10 protein-coding genes are annotated in these 15,968 nt (G+C 42.6%); 2 read left to right on the top strand and 8 right to left on the bottom strand.

Features of this window, described 5'->3' with window-relative positions:
- Positions 1 to 318 precede the first annotated feature (318 nt).
- The 6 genes from icd to AC5FEC_RS07075 form a co-directional block, all read right to left on the bottom strand.
- A complete protein-coding gene (gene icd, locus AC5FEC_RS07100) occupies positions 319 to 1,530 on the bottom strand; it encodes an NADP-dependent isocitrate dehydrogenase (protein WP_493661750.1) in 1,212 nt (403 codons plus the stop codon).
- Positions 1,517 to 2,635 (bottom strand): citrate synthase, encoded by a 1,119-nt coding sequence (locus AC5FEC_RS07095; RefSeq protein ID WP_037618351.1) that lies wholly within the window; start codon positions 2,633 to 2,635, stop codon positions 1,517 to 1,519. The genes icd and AC5FEC_RS07095 overlap by 14 nt, the downstream gene beginning before the upstream one ends.
- Before the next feature lie 2 nt (positions 2,636 to 2,637).
- The gene (acnA, locus tag AC5FEC_RS07090) at positions 2,638 to 5,301 is read right to left on the bottom strand and encodes an aconitate hydratase AcnA (protein WP_493661749.1); all 2,664 of its coding nucleotides are present in this window, start codon (positions 5,299 to 5,301) and stop codon (positions 2,638 to 2,640) included.
- 357 nt (positions 5,302 to 5,658) lie between these two features.
- Positions 5,659 to 7,164: a pyruvate kinase gene (gene pyk, locus AC5FEC_RS07085; RefSeq protein WP_217472296.1), complete on the bottom strand. Its 1,506-nt coding sequence runs from the start codon at positions 7,162 to 7,164 to the stop codon at positions 5,659 to 5,661.
- 66 nt (positions 7,165 to 7,230) lie between these two features.
- Positions 7,231 to 8,238: a 6-phosphofructokinase gene (gene pfkA / locus AC5FEC_RS07080; protein WP_493661748.1), complete on the bottom strand. Its 1,008-nt coding sequence runs from the start codon at positions 8,236 to 8,238 to the stop codon at positions 7,231 to 7,233.
- 83 nt (positions 8,239 to 8,321) lie between these two features.
- Positions 8,322 to 11,432 carry a DNA polymerase III subunit alpha gene (locus AC5FEC_RS07075; RefSeq protein ID WP_493661747.1) on the bottom strand — a complete coding sequence of 1,037 codons (3,111 nt, stop codon included), beginning with the start codon at positions 11,430 to 11,432 and terminating at the stop codon, positions 8,322 to 8,324.
- A 179-nt stretch (positions 11,433 to 11,611) separates the two neighbouring features.
- Here AC5FEC_RS07075 and AC5FEC_RS07070 point away from each other — a divergent pair, with 179 nt between their 5' ends.
- Together AC5FEC_RS07070 and AC5FEC_RS07065 are read left to right on the top strand one after the other, a co-directional pair.
- The gene (locus AC5FEC_RS07070; protein ID WP_493661746.1) at positions 11,612 to 12,319 is read left to right on the top strand and encodes an ABC transporter ATP-binding protein; all 708 of its coding nucleotides are present in this window, start codon (positions 11,612 to 11,614) and stop codon (positions 12,317 to 12,319) included.
- Between the two features lie 16 nt (positions 12,320 to 12,335).
- Positions 12,336 to 13,148: a lantibiotic ABC transporter permease gene (locus AC5FEC_RS07065; RefSeq protein WP_493661745.1), complete on the top strand. Its 813-nt coding sequence runs from the start codon at positions 12,336 to 12,338 to the stop codon at positions 13,146 to 13,148.
- Positions 13,149 to 13,200: 52 nt separating this feature from the next.
- Here the strand turns inward: AC5FEC_RS07065 and AC5FEC_RS07060 are convergent, their stop codons facing one another.
- Both AC5FEC_RS07060 and AC5FEC_RS07055 read right to left on the bottom strand, forming a co-directional pair.
- The gene (locus AC5FEC_RS07060) at positions 13,201 to 14,430 is read right to left on the bottom strand and encodes a tetratricopeptide repeat protein (RefSeq protein WP_493661744.1); all 1,230 of its coding nucleotides are present in this window, start codon (positions 14,428 to 14,430) and stop codon (positions 13,201 to 13,203) included.
- Positions 14,423 to 15,592, bottom strand: a complete 1,170-nt coding sequence (locus AC5FEC_RS07055) for an AI-2E family transporter (RefSeq protein ID WP_217472290.1) — start codon at positions 15,590 to 15,592, stop codon at positions 14,423 to 14,425. Before AC5FEC_RS07055 ends, AC5FEC_RS07060 begins: the two co-directional genes overlap by 8 nt.
- Positions 15,593 to 15,968 lie beyond the last annotated feature (376 nt).

Here is a 15,968-nt window from a genome sequence, read left to right as displayed (position 1 = left end):
ATTTTTATACGGGGATCTATTTCTTGCCTCTTTTACGAATACTAGTTAGACTGTCGATTTTAGCTTGGAGCGGATGAATGATTTCTTATAATTTACTTTAACTTTATATGTCATTGGACTGCCCTCGTTTCTTATTTGTTGACACTAGTATAAGCCACTCAGCTTAACCATTTCTTATAGAAACCTTTAGAAAAACTTAAAGTAAATCTTCTCAACACATTCAAGCCCTACTGCTTACTTACCGATGAACGTCGAACCAATTTATTCTTTGGCAAATCCCAGCAAACTCTGATTCACCTCACTAAAGCATATTTTCTTCTATTTTTGCTCTTCTATGTATGTTAACAAAACCTGAGCAAAGTCACTCGTTGATAAGGCATCTATTCCTTCTAGCTGACTGGCAAAATCCCCTGTTACTTTTTGCTCAAAGAGAGCCCTCTCAATAGCCTGAGTAAGGAGATGAGCCGCTTCCGACCAGCCAATATAGTCAAAAAGCAGGGCACCCGACAAAAGGAGAGAACATGGATTAGCCTTGTTTTGGCCCGCTATATCTGGCGCTGTCCCATGAGTAGCTTCAAAAATGGCATGGCCGGTCTCGTAGTTGATATTGGCTCCTGGCGCAATACCAATACCGCCAACTTGGGCAGCCAAGGCGTCGCTAGCATAGTCACCGTTTAGATTGGTCAAGGCGACAACATCAAATTTCTCTGGGTAGAGCAGAATCTGCTGCAAAAAATTATCCGCAATAACGTCCTGAATGACCAATTTCCCAGCAGCAAGCTCGTTCGCATACTCTCTTTGAGCTAGTTCATAGCCCCATTTCCGAAAGCCACCTTCGGTAAATTTTTGGATATTTCCCTTGTGAACCAGCGTTACCCGCGTCAGCCCTTTTGCTAACGCATAGTCAATGGCCGCCCGTATCAGCCGCTCACTTCCCTGTCTAGAAATAGGCTTAATCCCAATAGCAGAGCTTTCTGGGAAGCGAATCTTATCAACCTGCATGTCCTTCTGCAAGAAATCAATGACTTTTTTAACAGCAGCCGATCCGCTCTCCCACTCGATCCCAGCATAGATGTCCTCGGTATTTTCCCGAAAAATCGTGATATCTGTTTTCTCTGGGTGTTTGAGCGGACTGGGAACACCTTTGAAATAACGAACTGGTCGCAGGCAGGCATAGAGGTCTAATTCCTGCCTTAGGGCGACATTCAGCGAACGGATACCTTCTCCGACAGGTGTTTCTAGCGGCCCCTTGATAGCTACTAGATGGCTCTTAATCGTTGCCAGTGTGTCATCCGGCAGCCATTCTCCCTTCAAGTCTGCCGCTTTTTTACCAGCCAAAACTTCCTTCCAGACAATCCGTCTCTGTCCACCATAGGCCTTTTCTACGGCCTTGTCAAAGACCAGCTGGGCATTCTCCCAGATATCTACCCCAACTCCATCCCCTTCAATGTAGGGAATAAGGGGTGTATCTGGTACCAACAACTTCCCCTTCTCAAACGAAATCTTATCTGCCATCTTATCTCCTTCCAATTGGGAGGTACTCCAAATCCTGAGCACCAATATAGTTGGAACGCGGACGAATCAGTTTATTATTCTTGCGTTGTTCCTGAACATGAGCAATCCAGCCAGACACCCGACTCATGGCAAAAATAAGAGTGTAGATGCTACTATCAATGCCCAACACATGGTAAACCGTAGCCGAATAAAAATCAACGTTGGGAATCAGATGTTTGGTATGTTTCATGTAATCTTCGATTTCTTCTGAAAGCTGGTACCAGACCTCATTTTCTGTTCCCTTGGTCAACTTCTCTGCCATTTCTCTCAGATACTTCTCCCGAGGATCCTGAGTTTTATAAACTCGGTGACCAAAGCCCATGATTTTCTCATGGGAAGCCAGTTTTCGCTCTAGATAAGCCTGTGTATCTCCCTCTTCTCTGATTTCCTTTAACATATCAAAAACACATTCATTGGCACCGCCATGAAGCGAGCCCTTGAGCGCTCCAACCGCCGCCGTCACGCAGGAATAAATATCAGTCAGAGTAGAAGCACAGACCCGTGCTGCAAAAGTGGAAGCATTGAGTTCGTGATCAGCATGAAGCACCAGCGCACGGTTAAAGGCCTCAACTTCAAGTTCACTCGCTTCCTCTCCTTTGAGCATATAGAGGAAATTAGCCGCAAAACCTAGATCCTCTCGTGGCTCAATCGGAGTATGACCCGTCCTCAATCTAGCAAAAGCCGCGATTATAGTCGGCATCTTGGCCATAAGCTGAATGCTTTGTTCATAGGTTGCTTCAAGGGACGTTTCCTCCGCATGGACATTGTAAACCCCCAGAAGACTAACCGTTGAACGTAAAACACTCATCGGATGCAAATGCTTTCGTGACTGGATGAGAAGGCATTGTTCCACTGCGTCGCTAATGGCGTAATTTGCTCGCAAATCATCCACAAAACGCTTGAGTTCAATCTGAGTTGGCAAATGCAAATTCCACAGCAGATAAATCACCTCTTCAAAGCTTGCATTATGCTCCATCAATTCTGAAATATTATAACCTGCATAGGACAGGGAGTCATCCACAATCTGGCTGATTCTCGTATCACAGGCGATTGTATCTTTTAAACCATCTGTCTGACTCATATTCACACCCCTTGTAACTTCTTTCTAACGACCATCGGCAAAATGCCGCCGTTTCTGTAGTAACGAATATCCGCATCAGCATCAAAACGTAAGCGTACCTTAAATGAGAGCTCTTTTTCAGCATTTCTAGCCACAACCTTGACTATTTGACCTACTTGAGGATCCTGAGGCAGTTCAATATTGAATGTCTCTTTCCCAGTCAAACCAAGGCTTTCAGCGTTCTCACCCTCCAGATACTGAAGCGGGAGAATCCCCATCATAACTAAATTAGACCGGTGGATTCTTTCAAAACTTTCTGCCAGAACCACCTTGACACCTAAAAGATTAGCTCCCTTAGCTGCCCAGTCACGACTAGAGCCCATGCCATAGTCTTTACCTGCTAGGACAATAGTATCAATTTTATCGTCCTTATAGCGCATGGCTGCCTCATAAATTGACATCAATTCACCCTTATAATTTGTATAGCCGCCAATTTTTCCGTCTGCCAATTCATTTTTAATCCGAATATTCGCAAAAGTCCCCCGCATCATGACTTCATGATTGCCTCGGCGGCTGCCATAGGAATTAAACTCTTGATAGTCCACTCCGTGTTCAACCAAATATGAAGCCGCCGGACTATTTCTTGCGATATTTCCTGCTGGGGAGATATGGTCTGTCGTCACCGTATCCCCAAATTTCGCCAGAACAGCCAGATTTTCCAAAGGCTGAATAGCTAAATCATCACCTAAGCCATCAAAATAAGGTGGATTTTGAATATAGGTAGAAGCCTGATTCCAATTATAAATTTTGGATTTAGTCGTCGGAATCTGATTCCATTTTTCGTTGTCATCAAACACATGAGCATATTCTTTTTCAAAAAGCTGGCGCGTCACATATTTTTGTACATAATCTGCAACTAAGTCGTGATCTGGCATAATATCCGCCAAGTAAACAGGCTGTCCCTTTTGATCATAGCCCAATGGCTCTCTGGTTAGATCAATATTGGTATTTCCAGCTAAGGCATAAGCAACAACTAGAGGTGGGCTGGCTAGGAAATTTGCCTTGACTAGAGGATTAATCCGCCCTTCAAAATTCCGATTTCCTGAAAGAACAGCACTAGCTAACAAGTCACTATCCGTAATCACTTGAGCTACTTCGGGTAGAAGATTTCCTGAATTTCCAATACAAGTGGTACAGCCATAGCCGACTACGTTAAATCCAAGCTGGTCTAAATAAACTTGCAAGCCACTCTTTTTGAGATAGCCTGTAACTACCTTGCTGCCGGGAGCCAAGGAAGTCTTGACCGCCTTTGAAACGCGCAGACCTTTTTCCACCGCATTTTTAGCCAAAAGTCCCGCCGCCATGAGTACATAAGGATTGGAGGTGTTGGTACAGCTGGTAATGGCTGCGATGGCCACATGACCCGTCTTAATCGTCTCCTCATGGTCAGAAAACTGGACTACTGCAGACTTTTCTAGCTCACTCTCATCTAAGCCAAAGCCTCGAACACCAGCTTCTCTGACTAGACTAGCTTGAAACTCCTTTTTAGCAGCCGTCAACTCAATCAAATCTTGGGGCCGCTTAGGTCCTGAGATACTCGGCACAATGCTGGACAAATCAATCTCAACTACCTTCGTATACATCGGCTCCACCATCTCATTATAGAAGAGATGGTTTTTTTGAGTGTAGAGACGAGTCAGCTCGATATGATCTTCTGATCGATTGGTCAGGCGCATGTAATTGAGGGTTTCCTCATCTATCGGAAAATAGCCACAGGTAGCTCCGTATTCTGGTGCCATATTGGCCACCGTTGCACGGTCAGCCAGACTCAGATTGGCCAAACCAGACCCAAAGAACTCGACAAATTTACCAACAACATTTTCCTGCCGCAAGATTTGCGTGACCTTTAAAGCCAAATCCGTCGCTGTCGCAATCTTCGGCAATTTACCCAGCAAGCGAACACCGATGACTTCAGGCACTGGGAAATAGGAAGCCTCACCTAGCATGGCAGCCTCGGCCTCAATCCCGCCGACACCCCAGCCCAGAACGCCGATACCATTGATCATGGTCGTATGGCTGTCGGTTCCAAACATGCTGTCTGGATAGAGCTGCCCCTCCTTTTCGATGATGACATCGCTGAGGAATTCAATATTGACCTGGTGGATAATGCCTGTGGCAGGAGGAACCGCCCGATAATTATCAAAGGAGTTTTCTGCCCATTTAAGAAATTCATAGCGTTCATTATTGCGAATAAATTCTTTGTTGATATTTTCTTCTAGAGCCGTTTCACAACCATAAAAGTCAACCTGAACACTGTGGTCAATAACCAAATCCACCGGAATTTCCGGATTAATCAAATCAGCGTTTCCGCCCTGACCTACGATAGCATCCCGCATACTAGCCAGATCAACTACAACTGGAACACCCGTAAAATCCTGTAAAATCACACGACTAGGCTTAAAAGGAACTTCTCCTTTAGGAGATGCTGCACAATAGTTCGCCAAAGAAGATATGTGATTTTTTGTAACATCCACTCCATCTTCCTTACGAAGAACACTTTCAAGTAATATACGAATCGAGTAAGGAATTTTCTCTAAATCTCCTCCTAATTCTTTACTCGCTTGTTTTAAATCAGTATAGTAATATTCACGGCCCTTATGATGCAATTTTGTCTTGTATTCGGTCATGTCAGCACCTCTTACCTATCTTTAATTGTTTTATATTATACATCTTTTCGTAAGTTTATGCAAGAACTTTTTGATTTTTATGTTATAAGACATAACATGAAAATTAAAGATAGTTTTGTTTTTAAAATAGTTTAACCAACTAATCTAAATTAAAACTTATGCCTATTCTCGTTTTTTCTTTTACTTTTAGTAACAGACAGCGACCTGAAGGCCGTTCAAAATATTGCTTTGATACCCCTTGTAAGCAAGATCAATAAATCCTACAGTACCTTTTGCAAGCTTGATTTAGCTAGTCGCTAGTTTACTGAAAAGAAAAAGCCGATAGTTTAAAACTATCAGCTTATAGAATGATTCAGATTAACGAACTGTACGGATACGCATTGTATTGGTACGAACAGCCTCACCAAGTGGCACACCAGCAACAATAACGATATCGTCACCAGATTCAACCAAACCTTGTTCCACTGCAATCTTTTCGGCAAGTTCGAACATATCATCAGTGTTTGATGGGCGATCAGTTGTTACTGGAATAACTCCCCAGTTCAGCATCAAACCACGCTGAGTCAATTCATCGAAAGTGATTGCCAAGATATCAGCATCTGGACGGTATTTAGAAATTAAACGAGCAGTGTGACCTGTCTTAGTAAGAGTAACCACCAACTTGATATTCATAGAGTTTGTCGCATCCTTAACAGCTGAAGCCATAACCTCAGTCTTAGAATTACGTGGCAAGTTAACAGATGACAAGCGACCGTATTCTTTTAAAAGAGTTTGAGCATTTTTGTCAATAGTTGCCATCGTAGTAACTGACTCAAGTGGATATTTACCATTTGCAGACTCACCTGAAAGCATTGTAGCATCGGTTCCATCGATAACAGCGTTAAACACGTCTGATACTTCTGAACGCGTTGCACGTGGTTTTTCAGTCATGGTTTCAAGCATGTTTGTTGCTGTGATAGAGACTTTACCAGCTGCATTTACTTTTGTGATGATCATTTTTTGGTAAACTGGAACCATTTCGAATGGTACTTCGATACCCATGTCACCACGAGCAATCATGATACCGTCAGCAGCTTCAATGATTTCATCCAAGTTGTCGATACCTTGTTGGTTTTCGATTTTAGCGAACAATTGAACGTGACCGTTACCAGTTTCTTCACAGATTGCACGAACTTCGTTTACGTCTTTTGCAGTACGGACGAATGAAATCGCGATGAAGTTAATACCTTGTTCAAGACCAAAGCGGATGTCAGCGTTGTCACGCTCAGCAAGTGCTGGGAAAGGAATCTTAGTATTCGGGATGTTTACACCTTTTTGCTTAGCAATGATGCCGTCATTTTCAACTTCTACTTCAAATTCACGAGTTGAGTCATCCTTACCAATTACGCGAAGACCAAGTTTTCCGTCATCAACAAGCACTTGTTTTCCAATCTCAACGTCATCATAGATGTCAAGCGCACCAGCAACATTCAAAGCAATGACTTCACGAGTAGATTTGATGCCTTGTTTGGTAGCAACACGGATTTTTTCACCAGTCTTGTATGAATACTCTTTTGCATCGCCTTCAAACAGCTCTGTACGGATTTCAGGTCCTTTGGTGTCAAGAAGGAAACCAACTTTTTTACCTGCAATTTTTTCAGCAAGTTTAACAGTTGCCATACGCTCACCTTGTTCTTGGTGGTCACCGTGTGAGAAGTTGAAACGGAAAGTATTTGCACCAGCTTCAATCAATTTTGCAATATTTTGAGCTGAAGCTTCAACATCAAGTTTTTCTCCCCAGTATCCGTCATCACCGAATTTTTTACCACCACGGATTTCTACCGCAGGACCCAAAGTTGCAACGATTTTTACACGTTTATTCATGATTTTTGTGACTCCTTTATATAATTCGACCTTTTATGGTCATGTTACCAAATTAATGAAAGTTGATTAGGACAAGCTCTTGTTCAAAGCAGAAAATTCAAGATCAGCTTTATGAGGGTTGTTAACAACAATCTTACCATCAGCTGTTAGGCTAAACAAAGCTCCTTCTTCTGCTGTACCAAGAATTGGATTCTCAACCATTTTTTCGTTTCGGATACCAACAGCGACACCACCGATTCCTTCTTTAAGAAGTTTAACAGCGTGTGCACCCATGCGTGATGCCAATACACGGTCACGAGCGGTTGGTGATCCTCCACGTTGGATGTGACCAAGTTCTGTTACACGAAGGTCGCTTGTATCTCCAGCTTCTTTTAGTTTTTGACCAAATTCAGCTGCTGACATAACACCTTCTGCCAAAACGATAATGTTGTGTTTTTTACCGTGCTCATAACCAGCTTTGATGCTTGCTACGATTTCTTCCATCTTGAAGCCTTCTTCAGGGATGATGATTTCGTCAGCACCAGTTGCGATACCTGCCCAAAGAGCGATATCACCAGCATTACGTCCCATTACTTCAACAACGAAAGTACGACGGTGACTTGATGATGTATCACGAATCTTATCGATCGCATCCATTGCAGTAGTAACTGCAGTATCAAATCCGATTGTGAAGTCTGTTCCGACGATGTCATTGTCAATGGTCCCCGGCACACCAACAGCTGGGAATCCATGCTCAGTTAAGCGCATCGCACCATGATATGAACCGTCACCACCGATAACGACAACACCTTCGATACCATGTTTTTTAAGTTGCTCAATTCCTTTTAATTGTCCTTCGAGTTGGGCAAATTCTGGGTAACGAGCTGAGTGAAGGAAGGTACCACCACGAGAAATAATGTCTCCAACTGAAGTGGCATCAAGCGGGTAGATTTCTCCTGCAACCATTCCCGCGTATCCATCATAAATTCCGTAAACTTCCATCCCTTCGGCAATTGCCTTACGAACAACTGCACGGATGGCAGCATTCATACCAGGGGCATCACCACCACTAGTTAAAACAGCAATACGTTTCATTTCGTTTTTTGCTCCTTATCTTTTTAACATTCTAATTGATTATACCATAATTAGGCTAAAAATTCTCTGATTTTCCATATTTTTTAACGAAAAACCGTTTTCATACTAAAATTTTCTAGTTCCTCTTGAAGCTGGTCTGATTTTTGAACATGAAATCCTGATGCAGGGACGGTTTTCTTTTCATGCTCATAACGCAACACCACTGGGATATTTCCTGGATAGCGCTGCAAGATTTCTGCAATTTGTCGGTCTTGACTGCGATCAGTCAGTTGAATCCAAAAACGTTCCGCGCTAGCTTCTGCCGCCTCTGCTAAAATCATCTGCAGGCGCCCATCTCTTTCCTGAATTTTACCGGTTAGATAGTAATACCCCTTTTCCTTGAGCAGCTTAGAAAAATGACGGTAAGTTTCTGGGAAGAGGGTCACATCCAACTTCTTCTTGGTATCCGTCACTTGGATAAAGGCCATATTTTCACCATTTTTGGTGCGAATGACCTTGATGGACTGAACCTCCACCAGAATAGTCGCACGGCTATTCTCAGTCAATTCTTCAATCCAAACAAAGGGCTGGCTAGCTTTCTTGGCTAGGCTAATGAGCGGATGATCACTAAGACCAATCCCAATCAGAGCCTGTTCCTGCTCAAACTTCTCCGCAGCACTGAAATCCTGAACTTCTGTCCATGAATAGCTAGTATCCGCAAAAAGACTGCCCAGCTCATCTGCAAAGACAAAAAGATTGGGCAGATTAGCCAGAACTTTCTGCCGATTAGGTTCAAAAGAATCAAAGAGGCCTAGTTGAACCAAGGGGGTTAAAAGCGACAGCTTGTGATAATTCTGCGGAAGACGCAAGATGAAATCTTCCACACTGCTGAATGGCTTCGTCTGGCGTTCTTCTAAAATCCAGTAGGCAAAATCCCGTGGCAAGCCCTTGATATTTTTCAGACCTAGATAAATATTTCGCTCCTGAAACTTATCCCTGTAAGGAATATTATTAATAGTCAGCGGAGCCAGCTCAAAGCCGAAGCCCAAGGCATCCGAGATATAGTCTGAGCTGGAGTAATTGAGCATGACATCAAAGAAAATGTCTGGATAATGAGCCTTGAAATAAGCTAATTGAAAGGCCAGGGCTGAATAGGCATAGGCATGGCTGCGGTTGAAGCCATAGCCGGCAAATTTTTCCATGATCGCAAAAACTTCCTTGGCCTTGGCCTCCGAATGTCCCAATTCTACAGCTCCAATCACAAATTCTTTTTCCATTTTGTGCATTTCAGCTGCATTCTTCTTACCCATAGCTCGTCGTAAAATATCGGCCTTGCCCAGACTAAAGCCACCAAAACGCTGGGCCACTTGCATGACCTGCTCCTGATAGAGCATGATGCCGTAGGTTGGCGCCAAGATATCCTCTAGACTAGGGTCAATCATCTCCACCTGCTCCCGACCATGCTTGCGCTTGACGAAGTTATCAATGTAGTCGCTGGCGCCAGGTCGGTTGAGGGAAGTAGTGGCCACTACTTCTTCAAAGCGAACGGGCTGGACTCGCTTGAGCAGGCTGATAGCGCCCGGCTGCTCAAACTGGAAAATCCCCTTAGTATCACCTGCCGCAAAAAGTCGCAGAGTTTTTTCATCTTCTAAGTCAATCTCTGCAATCTCGATGTCCACTTCATATTTTTTCAGGGTTGCTTCCTTCATCCGCTGGATAAAGGTCAAATTACGCAAGCCCAGAAAGTCCATCTTGAGCAAGCCGTTGCTCTCCACACCATGGGCGTCATACTGGGTGATATACATATCCTCCCCGTATTTTAGAGGGATTTGGTTGGTCAAATCATCGTCACTCATGACAACCCCAGCTGCATGAACAGAGGTCTGACGGGGATTTCCTTCGATTTTCTTCGCAATTTCAAAAGCCTTCTGATACTCCAGTTTACTGTTGATAATCTGGCGAAAGGCTATGTTCTTCTCATAAGCCGAGGTCAGATTATCCTGAAAACGGATCTTCCTAGTAATATTCGTCAGCTCATACTCAGGCAGGCCATAGCGCTTAAAAACATCCCGAATCGCCTGTTTGGCACCAAAAGTGGAATAAGTCACAATCTGGGCAGCATGCATGCTACCATAGCGATCTCGGACATAGCGGATAAACTCCGGTCGGTAAACGTCGGGAATATCGATATCAATATCAGGCATAGTGTAACGCTCTAGATTTAGGAAGCGTTCAAAGAGCAGGTTCTTTTCTACTGGGTCAATACCCGTAATATCTAAAGCATAGGCTACCAAACTACCGACTGCCGACCCCCGACCCATGCCCATATAATAACCTTGACTCCGACCAAAGCGCAGCAGATCCCAGACAATAAGAAAATAATCGTCAAAACCCATCTGGTGGATAACCGCCAACTCCTGAGCCAGCCTTTCTTGGTAGGCTGCTCCTGTCCGTCCTCGCTTACGCAGTCCTTCCTTGGCCAATTCCTGAAGTTCCTCTACTGCAGGTCGCTCAGGATTAAAGCGCGGAAGTTTCAGCTCAGTATTAATTTCATAGTGAACTGAGGCCGTCAGCTGATCCAGATTGGCCAGACTCTCTGGAAAATTGTCAGCGAAAGCTTCCACCAAAGTATCTGGAGTCAATAAGGATTCATGACTGGGTAAATGACCAACCTCTCTCAAGTTGATATTATCCCGAATCGCCCGCAGCATCTGCAAAGTTTCCAAATCTCCCTGCTCAAAATATCGGACGGTATGAAGAGGCAAGGTAGACCGACCAAAATCCTGCCGCGGTGTATCTGGAAAAACGCCGACAAAAAAGTCCAAACCAAGATCCAGTCGATCCACGCCTTCAAAAGCTGGCACAATCAGAGCCAACCCCTTAAAGAGATGCTGGAAATCTTCCCAGTTCTTACGCCCCATCATCTTGAGAGTAGAGACTTTCATCAGGTTGCGGTAGCCCTGACTATCCAGAGCTAAGAGCCGCAGATTGAGAAGGTCCCCGTCTTTGAAAATTTCCATTTCCAGACCCAGCAGAGGCTGAATACCTACTGCTTTCGCCTCCTCTAGAAAATGATAAGCGCCGTAAAGGTTATCTATATCCATCACGCCCAGACTTTTATAGCCCAACTCCTTGGCACGATTCACATATTTTTTGATAGAAATCAGACTGTCCATAAAAGTGTAAACAGTCTTGGTATCTAGTTGTACGACCACATTTATCTCCTTATGCCCGTGCTTTATTTCTAATTCTATTATACAGGAAAATTTCCAAAGAAGGAATTTAAATACAAAGACAGATATCCCTATGACCAAGCCCGTCACTTCCATTATCCTTTGCATATTTAAAAACGAAAAGCTATAATAAATATAAAAACACTGCAAAGGAAATACCTATGAATCCCTATCCACTACTTTATCTGGATCATATACAGAAAAATTATGGAGAATCTGCAGCTCTGACAAATGTCAATCTAGCTATTCAGCCTGGCAAAATTGTCGGTCTCTTAGGACCAAATGGGAGCGGAAAAACCACCCTCATCAAATTAATCAACGGCTTACTGCAGCCGACATTTGGGACTATTTATCTAAAAGGAAATACTCCCTCGCCAGAATCTAAAAAATTCGTCTCTTATCTTCCCGATACAAGCTATTTAAACGATAATCTAAAAGTCGAAGAAGCTTTAACATTCTTTCAAGACTTTTATGAAGACTTCAACATTGCGAAAGCTTATCAACTCTTAAATGACCTCAATATCAATGTGAAGGATTCTTTTAAAAATCTTTCCAAAGGAAATAAAGAGAAAGTTCAGCTGATTTTAGTCATGAGCCGTCAGGCTGACCTTTATATTTTGGACGAGCCTATCGGCGGTGTCGATCCTGCTGCACGAGATTACATTTTGAGGACCATTATCCAAAACCGTTCGCCTCACTCATCTGTCATTATCTCCACTCATTTAATTGCTGATATAGAGCCAATCTTGGACGAAGTTATTTTTATCAACCAAGGATCCATTCTAATCCATGAAAATGCTGCAAATCTGCGTCAAAGATACCAGCAATCTATTGATGAAATCTTCCGTTACCAGTTCCGTCTTTATTAGAAAGAGAGAAAGTGATATGTTTGGAAAACTTTTAAAATATGAATTTAAAGCCACCTATAAATGGTATTTGATCTTATTTGCTGTCTTGGCTGCCCTATCGATTCTCATGGGAATTACAGCGGTTAGTACTACAACCTCCAGCCAGCTTCAGTCAAACTATGATTCAAGTACCTCCGTTTACTGGGCTCTCTATGGCTTCTTGATACTCCTTCTTGTCTCTGCCGCTTCTGGTGTTTATTTATCCAATATAATCATCACGATTGTTCGCTTTTATAAAAATATCTTTGGACGCGAAGGATACTTAACCTGGACGCTGCCAGTGACTACCCATCAGGTGCTTTTGGCTAAGCTACTGACTGCTATTACTTGGTCACTTCTTTGTACCATCAGCCTGGGACTTTCTTTCTCCTGCCTCCTGTTCACAGCTTTTACTATCAGCCGTACAAATATTGCTGACCTTTTTGATTTCTTCAAAAATATGGATGTCGCTTATATCCTTCTATACCTCGTTCGCCAATTTCTACAACTCGTATCCGGAATCCTCTTTCTTTACTTGGCAATGGCTATCGGCCATCTGTTTAAAAATAACCGCATTCTGATGTCTATCCTTTTTGCTTTTCTTTTATGGATTATCTTGGGAAGCATCAGTCTCTTCATTCCAAATGGTGGTTTCTTCGGTTGGTTCAACGAATTATACTACAATTTTTTAGGCAGGTCAGTTTTGAAATCATTTATATTCTCCTTTGCTTATATCTATGAAATCATCAAAATTATCGGTTTCTATTTTGCTGTTCACTTCATTTACAAATATAAATTAAACCTTCAATAAAGCTATTCAAAAAGACGCAGAAATGATGCGTCTTTTTTATGAAGTGAAAATTCTACAAACTTTCGTACAAATCTGCCATAGCAGTATCGTCTGGAACCAAACTCAGATATTTGCCAGCCTCTACTTTGGCTTCTTTCACACGACCCAACTCGCGTAATAGATAAACAAATTCTTCTAGAAATTCAGGATTTCCCTGCAAGTCAGCTGCCAGTTCCTGATAAAGCTCCCCAGCTTTCTCCACGTTTTCCAATGCCTGGTAAGCACGCGCCAGATTCCAGCGGGTCAAGACATTGTCTACATCCTGATTCTCAAAAGCTAAAACTTCTTCGTAACGTTCCTGCTCCAGATAGAGATTGGTCAGGCGCAGAGCAATTTCCTCCAAATCATCAGCATTGTCCTGAGCTGCTAGCAGGTAGTTCTCAGCCTGTTCGACATCATGCAGCTCATAAGATAGCTGCGAAGCAAGGAGCAAGAGGCGAGTCTCGAAAGGATTTTTGGTCAAGCCTTGCTCAGTCATTGCCAAGGCTTCCTCAGTCTTATGCTCTGCATGGAGAGACTGCGCGTAAGCATACTCATAGCCTTCAAAATCTGGTGAAATTGTATCCAGCTGCTTGAAGTAAAGATTGGCTTTTTGGTACTCCTCTTGACCATACAAGATAGCCGCCAACTCATAGACAGTCTCTTCATCATATTCCAGCTCGACAGCCTTTTCCAAAAATTCAATAGCTGCTTCGATTTTCCCCAGACTGGCATAACAAAGTCCGATTCGCTGATAGGTAGATACGCCTGTCTGCTCGTAGATAGAGCGATTATCTAGCCGAGCATATTCCTTGATGGCTTGGGCAAAATTTTCCAATTCAAACTCAATTTCTGCCAAACCAAATGTCACCAAAGGTTCATCCGACAGTTTGGCAGCTTCCAGCAATTTCTCCCGAGCCACATCTGGCAATCCTTCTAACTGATAGAGATCAGCCTTGGCCAAGAGAGCCGCCACATACCATTCACTAGTCGGGTCAATCTCCTCCAAATAGGCAAATGCCTCCTCCAAATCTCCATCGTCACCAGCAATTGTTGCCAGACTGATATAAGATTCCGAATAAAACGGAGCCAGTTTCTCATAAATTCGCTTGGCCTGAGGGAAGAAGCCGATACTTTCCAAGTAATCGGCTAACTCTAATAGTTCTTGATTAGAATCTTGGCTCAGAGCCTCTTCAAAATACTTCTCAGCCCGTTCCAAATCCTGATTTTGCAGGGCTGTTAACATTTGTTCACTCTTACTCACTGCCTTCTCCTAGTTCTTGAACACTTTCTTCATACAAACCGCTGACCTTCTTGTACCACTTAAAGAGCGCTGTAATGGCAACCTTGGCGGAGGCATAGGCAGGAATCCCCAACAGAACACCCCAGATGCCAAACATGGACCCCGATGTCAGCAAAACAAATAAAATAGTAATCGGATGAATACTTAGTTGGCTACCCAAAATCAGCGGGGAAACAAAACGGCCTTCAAGCGTCTGTTCGACAATAAAGACAACAATCACCTTCAAAAGCATGAGCGGTCCAGCAATCAAACCTAGAACTAAGGCCGGCAACATGGCAAGAAAGCTTCCCAAATAAGGTACTAAGTTCAAAACTCCTGCAACAACAGCCAGAGTCACGCCGTAACGCAGGCCAATGATTTTGAAAAGAATCATAAACATAAAAGATACAATCATGGCTACTGTCACCTGACCACGAACATAATTAGCCAGCTGGGTATTAACATCCGTCATGACTTGACCAAATGAATCCCGAAATTTCGTAGGCAAAAACTGCACTACATAACCTTTGAGATTTTTCCCATCGCGTAGAAGGTAGAAAAGGATAAAAGGCATAATGATAATTGCCACAATGATTTGCGAAGCCGTACTAATCAAATTGCTAGCCCAATTGACTGCTCTAGATGAAAAATTACTGGCCCAAGTAGCTATTTGAGTAGATAGATTATTCGTAAACTCCTCAATCTGTGGCTTCAAATCATCCGAAATATAGTTGGTCAAAACATCATCAATCATTTTATTGGCTTGCTTGAGATAAGTGGGAACATTTTTGGAAAAACTAACCGCTTGATGCTGCAAATTTGGAATAGCAACAGCCAAGCCCCATACAATTAATAAACCAATCAATACAAAGACGATTGTAATGGCCACTAAACGATTGATTTTATACTTTTCCATAAAATCAACGATAGGATTAAGCAGATAATAAAGCAGACCAGCCAAAATTACCGGCAACATAATCACGCCAATAAATTCAATTACTGGGGTAAAAATGAAACTAATTTTACTCAGAACAAAAATGTTCAAACCGATGAGTAAAGTAACCAAAAATACGGTAATAGCCTTATTATCTAAGAACCATCTGAAAAACCAGGATAAGCTAAAATCTTTTTCTTTATGTTCCATATACGACTCCTTTGATTTATTACCTCATTGTAACATTTTTCCAAAAAATATTCTTTTATTAACCCTTTCCCAAATCAATTTTAAAAGGGCTCTTTTCTACCATTTGTCAAGTCTGTCAAGGCTTTAAGTGAAAAATGAGATAAGACAGTAGCTATTCCGAGGTTACTGTCTTATTTTTAACACTTTTTGAGCCATAAAAGGGCATGCAAAAAAAACACCTCATCTGGTATTTTTTGAAACAAGGTGTTACAATAATACGGCATAGACAGCCTTATCGATTTTGGGTCAAAGAGTAATCGTAAAGTTTGTTATGCGTAATGAGGTAATACATTGTTCGAATGAGACGATGTATAGAGGCAATCGCATGAGGCTTAGT

This window comes from Streptococcus sp. STC1396 (genome assembly GCF_058933875.1).
Note: the sequence above shows the minus strand (reverse complement) of the source record. Positions and strands in the feature narration are given on the sequence as shown.

Bases quoted from the DNA above. Each gene is read 5' to 3' on its own strand.
- pyk (WP_217472296.1), bottom strand. From the start codon at position 7,164: ATGAATAAACGTGTAAAAATCGTTGCAACTTTGGGTCCTGCGGTAGAA.
- acnA (WP_493661749.1), bottom strand. From the start codon at position 5,301: ATGACCGAATACAAGACAAAATTGCATCATAAGGGCCGTGAATATTAC.
- AC5FEC_RS07070 (WP_493661746.1), top strand. From the start codon at position 11,612: ATGAATCCCTATCCACTACTTTATCTGGATCATATACAGAAAAATTAT.
- AC5FEC_RS07055 (WP_217472290.1), bottom strand. From the start codon at position 15,592: ATGGAACATAAAGAAAAAGATTTTAGCTTATCCTGGTTTTTCAGATGG.
- pfkA (WP_493661748.1), bottom strand. From the start codon at position 8,238: ATGAAACGTATTGCTGTTTTAACTAGTGGTGGTGATGCCCCTGGTATG.
- AC5FEC_RS07095 (WP_037618351.1), bottom strand. From the start codon at position 2,635: ATGAGTCAGACAGATGGTTTAAAAGATACAATCGCCTGTGATACGAGA.
- AC5FEC_RS07065 (WP_493661745.1), top strand. From the start codon at position 12,336: ATGTTTGGAAAACTTTTAAAATATGAATTTAAAGCCACCTATAAATGG.